Genomic DNA, 14034 nt, shown 5'->3' with positions numbered 1-14034 from the left:
AGATATAAAAAATACGTTACCAAACACAAAGTGGAATGAAGGAAGTTTTATTTCCAAGGCATGTTAAGGTTCATGAAATTTTAGCATTGTATATAAAAGGATTGTATGGTGACGGTTTTTTTTATGCACCAGTTACTGAAAATGGCATAACGAATTACTATTTAATTTGTATTAAAGATGATTGTGTTATATCTCCTTCAGATACCATCATCACTGAGAGTATGTTAGCTTACTTGCTAAGTGAAAAAGAAAACTCTGAATACGGGTCATTAAACATTACAGTAATAAATAATGAAATTTTTAATGCTATCTATGAAGAATATAAAAATCAGGGGAAAAAGTATCGTGTAAAATCATTAAAAATATACACGGCAATATCAGTTTCTGTTTTTTTATTTACTATGTTTATTTTTGTATTTTTTCTATACTAAGGCTATTGATATGAAAGATATTCTTTCTGGCTGGCGTGAGCATGGTCTGCTTAAATCTAAAAGTATGTTTATTTCTATAATTTTGATGATGATTTTTATCATGATATCTGTTGGAGCTTACTATATATATCAAAAAAAAATTGAGGAAGAAAAACGAGAATATCAAAAACAGCAATTAGTTATAAATGAAAAGAAAAAAATATCCGATTTTTATACTAATCAATCACATGGGTATCAATTTCATGGTTTAATCAACATACTTGAACAAATTATGGTAAGTCGCTATGCTTTTACTCTCAGCGGTTATTCCGAAGATATGTTTAATTGTGATACTAATGGATGTAATTTTTTATATAAGTTAAAGCCTGGTGCGATATTTAATGTTCAAGAAAAAACATTTTTTAATGAGAATTATGATGGAACAATAAGCTCTGATAGCATTGAATTTTCTGGATTAAATATTAACCACAAAGATGATCAAATCATAGATAATATTATCAATAAGGTTGATTATAATGTTCCTTTATGTAATGACTATATTAATTACATATATGCATTTAATTCATCTAAACACTATGTTAATGATAGAATAACGCTTGTTGAACTTCCATCTTCATCAGTAGTTAATTTAGAACAAAAATACCCAAACTTTGAAAATAGCCACAATCTTCTATTTTCAAAGTTTGAGATGGTCTTACCAGAAAACCCATTGAAAATAGAAAAAATCCTTGAAAGACAACCCTATATTAATTTTTACATTTTCAAGTCGATAGAAAAACTAGATAGCAACAATATTAAAGTAACAGGAGTTTTCACATGTACAAGATAGTTTTTTCATTTATTATCCTTATTATAAGTAGCCAAAGTGTTTTTGCAGAAGAGCAGGCTGAAAATTTAGGAGTAACAGAATCAGAAACACCTGCGCTCTCTATTGAACAAAAAAATATTATTGACTTAATGCAAAATAACCTTAAGTTTGAATCTGAAAAACTAAATATTGAAAATCAAATCACATTGGCAAAATTAAAAAAAGAGCTTAAAGAAGTTAATGAATTGCTCAATGAACCTGTTATTCAAAATAAACCAGTCATGAATGAACCTGAAAACGAAGCTTATGAACAAAAAATCACTGAGCTAATGGATGCACCAATTAAACCTACAGAAAAGCCTAAAGTGATTATGATCTCTCATGTCGCAGGCGTGAAAAAAATAGGTGTCTTAAATCCTGAAAATAGGCAAGTAACTTTTACGACAGAAAATATGCCATTTAGAATGAATGGGATGCGTTATCGTGTTGTCCTAAAAAATCAACAATATAGAGTTATTGAATGAAATGAATTTACCTGTTGACTTTATTTGTTTAAATAACATAGAAAATGGTATAAAGGCGATAGAAAAATGTCAATTCAACATATTAGAAAAAGACTTAGTTACGGTTAATTATAATAATAAAAAATATCTTATTATTAATAAGTTTGATATTAACAGTCTAGCAAACCATTATATGGACTTGCATTATGCAATGTCTGTATATAAAAAGAAAATTAACGGGTTTATGCTAAGCAGTGAAGCTCAGTATTATCAAATAATCGAAAATGTCACGCGTGCAACAAGTAATAATATTTTACTTGAAACAAGCCACGTGCAAAAAGAACTCGAAAGCTTATTACAAATAGCAGTAGATACGGGAGCGAGTGATTTGCATATCACTCGGGGAGATGTTATTTCTAAAATTGAATTTAGAGTCAATGGCTCTTTAATTCTCTATTCGCAAATGACATCAGCAAGTTGTGATGAACTCGTCTTTGTATTGTATAACGTTGAGGCGACTACTAAAGAAACAACATGGAATCGTCAACAACCACAAAGTGCAAATATCCTTTATGATTTACAAGGTAAAAAATACCGTTTTAGATATGCACATTTTCCAATTTTTGGCGAAAGCAGTGATTGTTATCACTGTGTTCTGCGGATAATTCCTGCATCTATTGATACTAATCCAAACCCTAGACTTGAAAACACAGGGCTGTCAGAAATTGAAATCGATGATATTAAAACAATTTTGAGTAACCCCTACGGTGCATATTTTATTGCTGGTACAACAGGTTCAGGAAAATCGACAACACTTAAAACAGTGATGGAATGGCTACAAATAAACCGCTTTAATAATAAAGGTTGCTTTTTAACGGTCGAAGATCCTGTTGAATATTATATCTATGGAACAAAGCAAAGCTCAGTATTAGATGTCGACGGAGGGGGGTTTCACTCAGCGATAAAGTCTGCATTACGACGTGACCCTGATGTTCTAATGATAGGGGAAATTCGTGACAAAATTTCAGCTAATGCGTTATCCGGCGCCGTTGAAAGTGGCCACTATTGTTTCACAACAGTACATGCGGGAAGTATTGTCACTTTATTACAACGGTTATCTGCTTTAGGGATCGCTGGTGATAAACTTTGTACGCCTGGTTTTATAGCTGGGTTACAATGCCAAAAATTAATGCCTCTTTTATGTTCTCATTGTAAAAAAACGGAAACTGTGGTTTTGGGTAAATATCAAAAAGATGTTTCCGTTATTAATCGTGATGGCTGCAAGCATTGTAATAATACAGGCATTAGCGGGCGAAAATTAGTGATTGAATATATGCGTCCTTCAATTGATGAGTTATCCGCCATTGCTAAAAATAATTGGCTTGAAGCATACGTATATTGGCGAAAAAAACGCTTTATAGGAAAGGGAATTGGTGAGGGTTTTCAAATAAAAGAGAAAACAATGCTATTGGTTATTGATAATAAAGTTTGTTACCACTGGTTTACTCATGAATTTGGTGTTGTCCCACCCGAAGATCTGGAGATAATTTTTGAAAAAATTCACTAAGTCTCAGCGATTATATTTATATCAATTTTGTGCAGATATGATTAATTCTAATCTTCCACTATATGACTCGATTATAAAATTAAAAAAAGAAGGAGGAACGGTCATTGGAAAAGGGTTTTTGAAAAAATTGAACTTCCTATTAGATAAAATGGCAAATAAGGAATCTATCGCTTCCGTTTTTGATGGTATGGTGCCTAAAAATGAATTGAGTTTAATTTATGCCGCAGAAAAAAGTGGAGCATTGGCAAATGGCTTTACGAGTATTATTGACGTTATCAAATATAAAGATCAATTAATGGCCAAAGTCATTAAATCGATGACATTTCCAATGATTATGCTTGTTTTATCATTGATTGTTATTGCAGGGTATTCATTGAAAGTTTTCCCAGCTTTTGAGCGTGTTTTGCCCGTAAGTCGTTGGCCTGCAGTCACTAGCTCTCTGTATAAGTTTGGATTAGCATTATATGATGGATTATGGATATATATGCTTATTTTTTTAATCATAGTGACCGTGATTGTTCGTATCATCATGGCGAATTTAACAGGTTTAATTCGTGATAAATTTGTTGATAAGATCATCCCATTTTCAACATTTAAACAACTAAATGCTTCCATTGTTTTGAATAGTCTATCTGGCATGCTTAAAAACAAAATACCGATTAATGATGCTTTAACTATATTGAGTTTAAATGCAAATCGGTGGTTAAAGTTTCATATTAAAATTATGCAAATCAATATGGCTAAAGGAATGAATTATGGAGATGCGCTCAATACAGGATTATTAAATGTTCACGAATTATTAAATATTAGTTTATATTCAGCACTACCTTCATTTCATGAGGTTTTAACATCAGTATCAGAAAAATCTAAAGTCAATATTAATGATAAGATGGATAAGTTAGCGGCACTTTTGAAGTCATTATCAACATTAATATTGGGTGGTTGCGTCATTTGGATCTTTATTGCTTTATTTTCGCTATCCGATCAACTATCAAAAATGTCGCAAATGTAATAGGTATATAAGATGAAATTTAAAAAATTATATTTAACTATGTTATTACTTCCGTCGATTGCGATTGGTGCATCAACAAAAGGCATTAAATATATCGATGGCTCTGGGCCAACCAACCCGGCGGCTATGGTCTGTGCAAACTCTTCAACACCATTACCTATCGTAATTTCGACACTCAGAGATTTTGGTATAACATCAATATACAAGAATCGAGTTTTAGTGACAATCGAAGCTATTTATTGGACAGAAAAAGAAAGAGGGGTGCCCTTAAAATTTGCAAGCTTTTTTGGCGACACTGAAGTTAATTGGCCAGGAAAACCTAGCTTTGGTGATGGGTCATCAGGCCATTCTGTTTCACAATTTCCACTAAGTGCTCGATTTATGAATGGAATGAGTGTTGCGGATGCTGGATTAGGAGGTACTAGTAAATTAGATCATAAAAGGAAATTTGAGCCTTATTATAGCCAAGTAGAATATCTAAAATCACGTTACTTTTATATTATTAAGTATAGACCAGGCGTACAATTCGGAGAGTACGGCGTGAGGCAACCGGATGAAATTATTTGGTTGCCAACGCGTTCTATAAAAAGTTTGAAGATAAAAGTTGAGGATAAAAACTCACCGCCTAGACCTGAAATCTCAAATATAACTGCTTTTGTTGCATTTACTTGGACTGCTAAATCTGGCTACAATCCGAAATCAATGGATCCACCGATATTAGAGCTCAGTAACGTAGAAATGTCTGGTTGGGATAAAGAAAATGGTGGAAATTATTCTACCGCTGTTGACCCTGATCTGCATGTTCAGTATTTAGCAAACCTAAGTGCAAAAGTAAGTATGTCTTTAGGTGAAAAATATACATTAGCAGCAAATTGGAGTCGGATCCCAGACATTAGGAATCTTGTCGAAAATACCAATTACTCTAAACAATATCGAGTTGCTAGAGATGCCTTTGGGGCTTTAAATGTCAACTTTCCAAGTCTATTTCATGGTATCGAAAGAGGTGAGAAATTTCCGGGTTATGACCTTAATCTAAGAAAAGTCGATTTTATTTATGCGAACCTTGATTTGATTGAAAATAATCTTCACGAATTTGGTTATAAAAATTATGTACAGACTTACTTTAGAGGTAGTATCAATGCGTATAATAATGTTTATATCGATGAAGATCAGTATAGACGGGATGGCTCTGTTTTAGATATATGTAATTAGTATGTATAATTTTATTCATTATTTTTATACTATTTTGGCCCTTATGGTAGGGTGCTGTGTGGGTAGTTTTATTAATGTCGTCATTTATCGTTTACCCGTCATGGTTTTTAATTGTGGTGAGAGTGAAACCATGACACTAAGTTTTCCTTCGTCACATTGCCCTCATTGTAAAAACAAGGTTTATAAACGTGACAATATACCTATTATTAGTTGGTTTATTTTAAGTGGAAAGTGCAGGCATTGTTACAACAAAATATCAAAAGTATATCCATTCTCTGAGTTTATTTTTGGTGTTATTTTTTCGGGTCTTATTTGGGCTTTTTATCCAAGCTGTGCACTCATGCCGTTAATTTTGTTCTTAGGACTATTTAGTATTTGTTATGCTATCATTTTTATTGACTTAAAGTGGTATATTATTCCCGACGAACTTAATTATTTGTTGATTTGGCTGGGTTTACTTGGCTCAGTTATGAATTGGACAAGCGTTTCTCCAACCCATGCAGTTTTAGGCTGCATTATTATTTGGCTATTGATTAAAAGTGTCATGAAATTATTTAAGTGGGCAACTGGCAAAGAGGGAATGGGAGATGGGGATGCTAAATTATTTTCTGCATGTGCATCATTTATAGGTGTTGTACAAATACATTGGTTAATTTTGTTTTCTGCACTATTTGGATTATTGATATTTTTTACAGTTAAATGTTTTAATTATGTACCTGATAGAGGAAAGTACGCAGTCTATTATAAAATAGATGAGAAATATCATATACCTTTCGGCCCAGCTATCTGCTTGGCTGTTTTGTTACTGTATTTTTACAATGAAATAATTTAGTTTAAGTATCTGATTTTTATTGATTATAATTACTTCCAACTTATATTAATGTGCTAAGAGGTGAGATTTATATATTATCTATATTGAATCAATATATTTAATTGTGTTTTTGATTGTTGATTATGTTGTTCTACTTGATAATTATATTTTTATGATTGTTTATTAAATTGTTTTGAGTTATATTTTCATTGTAAGTAATATTTACTTTCATTTTCATGATTCGCTATTTAAGGGGGTGTTAGTCACCCCCTATTTTTTTGGATTATTTATATTGAAATAATATACATTGCTATTCTATTTAATATGTATGTGCATTAAAAAAAATAATTTATTATTTTCCTTATGAAATTAAATTAGAAGTAATTTAATAGATCATAAGAGTGTTACCTACTTGGTGGTTATTAAAGTAGTGTCTTATTGATTTTCTATATATTGAGACTATGAAACCGTACTGAGTAAGGAGCGTTTAATGCCATCATTTGAGATGATTTCAAATAAAGTTAATAAAATATGTCCGGAGTCCTTGTCATTAGCAGAGATAATGCTAATGTCCCAAGAGCAGTTACATGAGCAATTCAGCCATATTTTAAATAGAAATGAGATCGTAAAATTATATGAGCTAGCACAGAAAAAATATAATGAAAACAGGCTATTTGAGTCACAACTATTATCACGTATTAACCCTCAAACATCCGCTTTGTTATCATTGAATGCAAACTCAATCATTGAAAAATACAGTTATATTGATACATTTCCTGAGCGGTCTAGTAATTTTGTTTCTGAGGGCTCTGTTTCTTCTATATTTTCTCCCGCAGCTTATTTAACTGAGCTTTATCGTGAAGCGCTGCCCATTCATGATATAGAGTCCGTGTACAGTTTGGGGAACAGGCGGCCAGATATAAGTAATATATTGTTATCTCAAGATAATATGGACATTGAAACTTCTACACTCGTGTATGCAAATGAAATACTGGTTCATGCAATTTCATGTATTATGGTTGAACCACCTGATAAAATTGAAGAAAAATTATCATCTTGTCGGCAAGGAGGAGATTTACCTTATCACCACGCTTATAATACTGTTCGCCTAGGAATACTTCAGCAAGATCCCCATTTAAAAGCAATCAAAAGTTCCCCATTTTTAAATCAGCTATTAACAGCGCAAAAATTAACTGCCCTTAGTTTAAATCTTCCTCCAGAAGGTTTTGCCATTTTGACTGAAGAAATCACTGAAGACGAAAAAGAAATTATTGCTCTTTACGATAACAATTTTGAGGGCATCAGTGAGTCTGATTTGTCATCTATTGCTCAGTTGTCTCGCTATTATCAAGCCTCCACAGATGAAATTGCAGCCTTAATAGACATGACGCGTCTAAGCTGTGGTTTTTCTGAAATAGGTGATGATGGTAACTATACTGCATTATTTCTTCTCTATTTAAATAAAATGGTTAGGTTATTTAGGGCGACAGAATTAACGCTACAAGACATGGCAATCTTGGTTCTTAATACAGATTTACCCATTGATAGACTAACTCCCAATATTATTTACCAAATTGCGAATGCCAAAATATTTTTGCTGCAAAATACTTTAACACTGTCAGAAGCCTTAATTTTGACGAATGCGATGATTGGCGTAAATTCAACCTCATTGCAAACTAGTCAGTTTGATCTTTTATTTAATACGCCATTACTTGATGGGAAACGATTTGAACTTGATGGGCAATTAATGACAGTCCATCCAGATAAGCTATTCCATAGCGAAAGCTTTCATCGGTCAGTATTAAAACGCAGTTTTAAAGTTGATGATGCGGGCTTATGGTTACTTCATCAAATGGGGAGTAGAGATGGCTCTGATGCGTTTAGTAATACCAGGGAAAATCTATCAGACTTATACCGAATCGTGTTGCTTGCACGTGCTCATTCATTAACGATTAATGAACTCGAGATTGTATTGCAGTTATCTGCTTATCGGGAAGTGCCACTCTATGCGCTCGACAATGAGCAATTACATGAAATTATACAATATGTATCGAAAATCACGTTATGGCTAGCGGGGCAAAATTGGAACGTTTATCAGTTATTTATTATGGTAGGCGATACCACGAGTACAGTTTGGACTCCCGCTCTCGATGATTTACAGCAAACCTTATTAAATGGCATTGGTGCTGCACCTAATTTACAGGGGGAGGCGCTTGTCATATGGATGGCACCATTTTTTGTCTCAACATTATCTTTAAGTTCTAATTATATTTCCGAATTATGCTTGCACTGGGTTAACCAGATAAAGCCCAATGGACAAACAACAGATAAATTCTGGCAATTAATTCAAAAACAATACCTGACAGATGCTGAGCGGGTTGATGTTATTGCATTTACACAAACGTTAGCGCAGTTGGCCATTATTATTAATCAGATTTACATAAGTGAAGAAGAGTTAGAGTTGGTTATTAAAAAACCATCATTATTGATATCGAATTTGTCAGAATTAGGGCTAACGGCCGAAATACTATTACAATTAACACAGTTTCATCAATGGGTTAACGGTTCTGATAAGTTCTCAAATGATGTGCTTACCGCATTAAATCATCAACAATTATCCGCTGAGATCTTAGCGAATAGTTTACAAGAGGATGTGGCAAAAGTTGGGCAAGCAATGATGCTCGCTAGGCAGGTTGGAGTTCGACACAGTGAGGATGCCACTTTAGCATTACAAGAACGAACCTATTTGGGGCACTGGGATCAAGTTTCAATAGCGATACAATTACTTAATGTATCAAAACAACTCAATATCACACCTGATGGTTTAGTTCAGCTTCTCGAATTATCTTATGATCCTAATAAAGACTACTCTACTTGGTCTGTACAACGCTACCTTATTCAAGGTGCTTTGAATCAATTCGATAATGAAACGGTTTATCATCAATTAGATGAACAGTGGGGAAGTGCATTAAGCACATATTATCGTTTAAAAGTGGCTCCAATTTCGTTACTAACTCGTGATGATGTTTATTATTACTTATTAATTGATAATCAAGTTTCAGCTACAGTGACAACATCGAGAATTGCAGAAACGATTGCATCGTTACAATTGTATATCTATCGGGCACTCAATGGTCTAGAGGGAAAAACGGAAAGTGGTGTAATAGGCCAACCATTTTTTATAAATTGGGACAAATATAATGCGAGATACAGTACTTGGGCGGGGTGCTCTCAATTACTGTATTACCCTGAAAACTACCTAGATCCAACAATGCGAATTGGTCAAACGCAGATGATGGATGGCATGCTACAAGATATTAGCCAGAGCAATTTGACCCCCGATACGCTAGAAACCGCGTTTAACTCTTATCTGAGCCAATTTGAACAAATCGCGAATTTAAATATTGTCAGCGGTTACCACGATAATATTAATTTCGATAATGGGCTTACTTATCTTATCGGAAATTCCCCCGATTCTAGTGAGTTTTATTGGCGCAGTGTTGACCAAGGCCAGTTTAAGGATGATGGTAAATTTCCAGCAAATGCTTGGAGTGAATGGAAACTCATTCAGATGGGGGTCAATGCTGTCCAAGACTGGGTACGGCCGTTTATTTTTAATTCTAGGTTGCACATCGCTTGGGTAGAAAAAGAGAAGCAAACTAACAGTAATAATCAACCAATAGATAGCTATGTATTAAAAATCAGTAAGTTAAATTATAATGGGACATGGGGTGGAATTAACACCTTTAATATTGATAGTGCAATAAATACTTTTTTAGCAGAAAATTTATATCATGTTGGCTTCTATTGCTCTTTGTATAGCAATACCGTTGACGAGCTAGAACAAGACACAATAACTGTTCTTTTTTATGAAAAAAAAGAATTTTACACAGCAGAAATACTCCCCCTTGCTTCAGGTTTATTTATTTACCCGAATATGGCAACTAAGCAGATGAGTAGCCAAGATTTAAAAAATATCTCCCTCAGAGTTTATAATGACTTCGATACTTTAAAAAGCCAACGATTGATAAAAAAAACAACACAAAACAATTATCTATATGACAAATTGGAACTTAATCAAACTTATAATAAATATGGCTACGATGATTTAACGATGTTGGATGGCGGGGGACTGAGTAATGTCAGTATTGTTGAGGCTGAAATTGGCTCAATTATGCTGACTTTAGATGCTCACTTACGTATCACTTATCGAGGGGTTGGGGCTCGCCAATACGAACAATGTAATATGATGAAAAAATATTACAATCATACCCCAAGTGAATTTGTTATTTTTTATCAGCATACTTTAGCGGGTAAGCCACTTTATAACGTGGTCCATTTTGCAAAAGATAAAGCTGAGTTCACGCAAAAAATTTTACTTAATAACCCAAGTGCTGCCAACTCTTACAATTATTCAACGGGGATAGCAGGGGCTAATTTATCAATTCCACCCTATGAAGAGCACTACAGATTAGATTATTTTTTAAATGATACAACAACCATTTCTTCCCTCCTTGTTTCTGATTCTGCAAATAATAAATCGATAACAAAGGGGTGCTATGAAATTAATACTCAGATAAACCCTCGAAATGTTTATATTATTATTACGGTGGGAACAATCAGAAAACGTTTCGAAGCAATTGATTATGTAGATGATTTTCCAAATTTTAGCCTTGAAGAAATGCTATATCATTTTAATGGTTTGAACATCGAGATCCCAACTTCAGAATTTATTAATAATACACTGACTGTTAATATTGAGTTTCGTGCTTTAGCTATTGAAGGCCGTTTATTAGGTGTTCAGTATTTTAATTTTAAAGTTCAGCGGCAAGGCATTGAGCTTGATGTTATCAGCCTATGTAAAACGGAAAGTTCTTCCCAATATTTACAGCGTGATGTACACCGAATTCGAATCAATACGTTATTTGCACAGCAATTAATTACAAAAGCGAATAAGGGCATCGATCAGATTTTAACGATGGACACGCAGTATTTGCCTGAACCACAAATGGGGAATGGAGATTACGTTCGTGTCACCGTACCTAAATACGACGCTAAACTGCATGGAAATTCACGAGCCGCTAAATTACTTATTGGGTCAGGTGCTTCTTCTATGACATTGTTTTGGCAGGGAAAATTGAACGATATTGATACAAATGTTGTCCTCTTTGTCCCTCTGAGCCAAAAATCATCACCATTCAATGATATTATTGATTTTCCAAGTAATCCCGAATTAACCTTGCAATTGCATTTCCAAAGCCAGAGTGGCATTTCGCTCATTGGTGTATTTGCGGTTTCTGCCGTAAATAACCGCCTGTCTCTTGCTCGCTATACGCCAGATGAAAACGAATCGATTCAAGTTGAATTACTAAAAAATCACTTCGAGCCAATGGATTTTGATGGCGCTAATTCCTTGTATTTTTGGGAGATGTTCTACTACTTACCTGCCATGGTTTGTTCCCGATTGTTGCAAGAAAACCAATTTGACCAATCGCTTGTCTGGCTCAAATATATTTGGAACCCAATGGGGTACCAGACATGGCAAGGAAACAAAGCACCTTATCATTGGAATTGCCGACCACTTGAAGAAAGTATTGTCTGGAGCGCATCAGCTGTTGACACCACGGATCCTGATGCAATCGCACTGAATGACCCAATGCATTATAAAATAACCACATTTATGAAAATGCTTGATCTGTTGATTGCGCGTGGGGATACCGCTTATCGGCAACTGGAAAGAGATACACTGAATGAAGCTAAAATGTGGTATACCAATGCGCTCAGTTTACTTGGGGACAAGCCTTATGTTCCGCATAAAGCGGATAAATGGGTGGATATTAGTTTAGGCGCAGCCGCAGAACAGCAACGCATTAAAAATTATCATGATGATCTCATTCAAATTCAGCAAAATGGTATATCGCGTCGATTACCAGAAAGCGTAGGTCGGCAGACGGCATGTTTCTATCCACAGGTTAATACTAAGCTCGAAGGTTATTGGAAGTTATTAGAATTACGGTTATATAACTTACGGCATAATCTTTCAATTGATGGGCAGCCATTGTATTTACCTCTGTATGCAGAACCTATTTCCCCGGATGTATTAAAAAGTGCCAATATTGCCTCATCACATGGTGGTGGAACATTACCGAAAGCACAGTTACCCCTACAACGTTTTTCTGTCACATTAAATAACGCTCGCGGATTAGTCAGTCAATTGGTTCAATTTGGCAGCATGCTGCAGGGGATTATTGAACGACAGGATAGTGAAGCACTTGCCGAAATGTTGCAACTACAAGCACGTGATCTTTCGCAAATTTCGATTGCATTACAAGAATCGACTATAGCCGAAATTGAAGCTGATGAAAAAGTCCTACAAGCCAATCGTCAAGGGGCGCTACAACGTTTCAATAGTTACACCGAGCTTTATGATGAAAATGTGAATGTGGGTGAGCAATTGGCAATGGATCTTTTTTTATCATCATCCATTACGGCCGTCAGTTGCGAAGCATTGCGTATGGCGGCGGCGATGATGAATATGATCCCCAATATTTATGGCTTAGCAGTTGGCGGTGGTGAAAGTGGCGCTATTTTCAATGCATTAGCCATTAGTACCGAAATGAGTTCACATGCTACGCGAATTTCAGCGGAACGCCTTAGTTATAATGAAAATTATCGACGAAGACGCCAAGAATGGGAGATCCATAAAGATAATGCAGAGAACGAGCTACGGCAAATAGATGCACAGCTTGATATGTTGGGGATCCGACACAAATCGGCAATGTTACAAAAACACTATTTAGAAATGCAAAGGGGACATACGCAAGCTCAACTTGAATTTATACAACGTAAATTTAGCAATAAAGCAATGTATAATTGGCTACGTGGTTGTTTATCTTCAATTTATTACCAATTTTATGACTTAACCTTGTCGCGTTGCTTAATGGCGCAAGAGGCTTTTCGTTGGGAAAGTAACCAAAGAGATGCTTCATTTATCAAACCTGGCGCATGGAATAGCAATTATGCGGGGTTACTCGCAGGCGAAAATCTTGCCTTAAATTTGACTCAAATGGATGAGGCATACATCAAACAAGAAAGTCGCCCAATGGAGGTGACGCGCACAATTTCGTTGGCTCAATGGTATTCCTCACAACCTGATGGTAACAACTTCATCTTAGCCGATGAAGTAAAAAACCTCTTGATAAAGGGAGAAGGATGGGTGGGGACTCGAGAAAATGGATTAACCCTCGAGCGTAATGGTATTTTAATGAGTGCGTTTAAACTTGCTGATTTTAATATAAAAAATGATTACCCAGATAACCTAGGTAATATTCGTCGAATTAAACAAATCAGCGTGTCCCTTCCAATGTTAATGGGGCCTTACCAAGATATTCAAGCAGTGCTGAATTACAGTAGTAGCCTTATCGTACCAAGAGGCTGTAATACTATCGCGCTTTCCCACGGTATCAATGATAGTGGTCAATTCCAACTCAACTTTGATGATCCCCAATTTCTACCTTTCGAAGGTATTCCTATTGATGATAGCGGGATTTTCACTCTCAGTTTTCCCAATGCAACAGGAAAGCAAAAACTATTACTTTTGAGCTTAAGTAATATTATTTTGCATTTTCACTACGGCATACGTCATTAATCTCATGGAAGCACAGGCAGGAAACTGCCTGTCAGGAAAATA

General features: G+C 34.9%; 8 protein-coding genes. All 8 read left to right on the top strand.

The annotated features are described in order from the left end of the window. The first annotated feature begins 35 nt into the window (after positions 1–35). The 8 genes from J6836_RS06970 to J6836_RS06935 all read left to right on the top strand — a co-directional run bounded on the left by J6836_RS06970 (position 36) and on the right by J6836_RS06935 (position 13992). A complete protein-coding gene (locus tag J6836_RS06970) occupies positions 36–431 on the top strand; it encodes a hypothetical protein (RefSeq protein WP_219247968.1) in 396 nt (131 codons plus the stop codon). A gap of 10 nt (positions 432–441) precedes the next feature. Beyond that, complete coding sequence (locus tag J6836_RS06965) at positions 442–1260, top strand: hypothetical protein (protein WP_219247965.1); 819 nt, start codon at positions 442–444, stop codon at positions 1258–1260. Beyond that, positions 1248–1763, top strand: coding sequence for a hypothetical protein (locus J6836_RS06960; RefSeq protein ID WP_219247963.1), 516 nt, complete (start codon positions 1248–1250; stop codon positions 1761–1763). Before J6836_RS06965 ends, J6836_RS06960 begins: the two co-directional genes overlap by 13 nt. A 1-nt stretch (position 1764) precedes the next feature. Next, on the top strand, positions 1765–3309 hold the full coding sequence (locus J6836_RS06955) for an ATPase, T2SS/T4P/T4SS family (protein ID WP_219247961.1): 1545 nt from the start codon (positions 1765–1767) through the stop codon (positions 3307–3309). Then, positions 3293–4321, top strand: coding sequence for a type II secretion system F family protein (locus J6836_RS06950; protein WP_219247959.1), 1029 nt, complete (start codon positions 3293–3295; stop codon positions 4319–4321). Before J6836_RS06955 ends, J6836_RS06950 begins: the two co-directional genes overlap by 17 nt. A gap of 12 nt (positions 4322–4333) precedes the next feature. Beyond that, positions 4334–5533 (top strand): hypothetical protein, encoded by a 1200-nt coding sequence (locus J6836_RS06945; protein ID WP_219247958.1) that lies wholly within the window; start codon positions 4334–4336, stop codon positions 5531–5533. Positions 5534–5591: 58 nt separating this feature from the next. Then, complete coding sequence (locus J6836_RS06940; RefSeq protein ID WP_219247956.1) at positions 5592–6365, top strand: prepilin peptidase; 774 nt, start codon at positions 5592–5594, stop codon at positions 6363–6365. 469 nt (positions 6366–6834) lie between these two features. Beyond that, positions 6835–13992 carry a neuraminidase-like domain-containing protein gene (locus J6836_RS06935; RefSeq protein WP_219247954.1) on the top strand — a complete coding sequence of 2386 codons (7158 nt, stop codon included), beginning with the start codon at positions 6835–6837 and terminating at the stop codon, positions 13990–13992. Positions 13993–14034: the final 42 nt, after the last annotated feature.

It is taken from the genome of Providencia sp. R33, assembly GCF_019343475.1.
Classification (GTDB): Bacteria; Pseudomonadota; Gammaproteobacteria; order Enterobacterales; family Enterobacteriaceae; genus Providencia.
Note: the sequence above shows the minus strand (reverse complement) of the source record. Positions and strands in the feature narration are given on the sequence as shown.

What these genes read in the sequence shown, in the direction of transcription:
- J6836_RS06970 (WP_219247968.1), top strand. Translation starts at nt 36, where the DNA reads ATGAAGGAAGTTTTATTTCCAAGGCATGTTAAGGTTCATGAAATTTTA.
- J6836_RS06965 (WP_219247965.1), top strand. Translation starts at nt 442, where the DNA reads ATGAAAGATATTCTTTCTGGCTGGCGTGAGCATGGTCTGCTTAAATCT.
- J6836_RS06960 (WP_219247963.1), top strand. Translation starts at nt 1,248, where the DNA reads ATGTACAAGATAGTTTTTTCATTTATTATCCTTATTATAAGTAGCCAA.
- J6836_RS06955 (WP_219247961.1), top strand. Translation starts at nt 1,765, where the DNA reads ATGAATTTACCTGTTGACTTTATTTGTTTAAATAACATAGAAAATGGT.
- J6836_RS06945 (WP_219247958.1), top strand. Translation starts at nt 4,334, where the DNA reads ATGAAATTTAAAAAATTATATTTAACTATGTTATTACTTCCGTCGATT.
- J6836_RS06935 (WP_219247954.1), top strand. Translation starts at nt 6,835, where the DNA reads ATGCCATCATTTGAGATGATTTCAAATAAAGTTAATAAAATATGTCCG.